General features: G+C 54.8%; 1 protein-coding gene. It reads left to right on the top strand.

Features of this window, described 5'->3' with window-relative positions:
* The coding region (locus GBI66_RS19630; RefSeq protein ID WP_171494366.1) for a hypothetical protein at positions 1-208 on the top strand (208 nt) is incomplete at both ends.

The raw sequence follows: 208 nt of genomic DNA, 5'->3' as shown, positions 1-208 counted from the left end.
TGCGGTGTTAACGATTGCGGCTGTGACAGCTGACAACGTATTGAATGCGGCAGAGTCAGGTGGCAATGTGACCATCACAGGTACCTTGACGGGTATCCCTGCTGATGCAGCGACCAGTGCTGTGACCGTGTTGATCAATGGCGTGACCTATACAGCGACCGTTGATCCAGCAACAGGCAACTGGAGCGCGAGTGTTGCAGGTAGTGAC

The organism is Acinetobacter sp. TUM15071, from assembly GCF_008980925.1.
Taxonomy (GTDB): domain Bacteria; phylum Pseudomonadota; class Gammaproteobacteria; order Pseudomonadales; family Moraxellaceae; genus Acinetobacter; species Acinetobacter dispersus.
The sequence above is the reverse complement of the archived record's forward strand: the minus strand, read 5'-3'. Positions and strand labels throughout refer to the sequence as shown.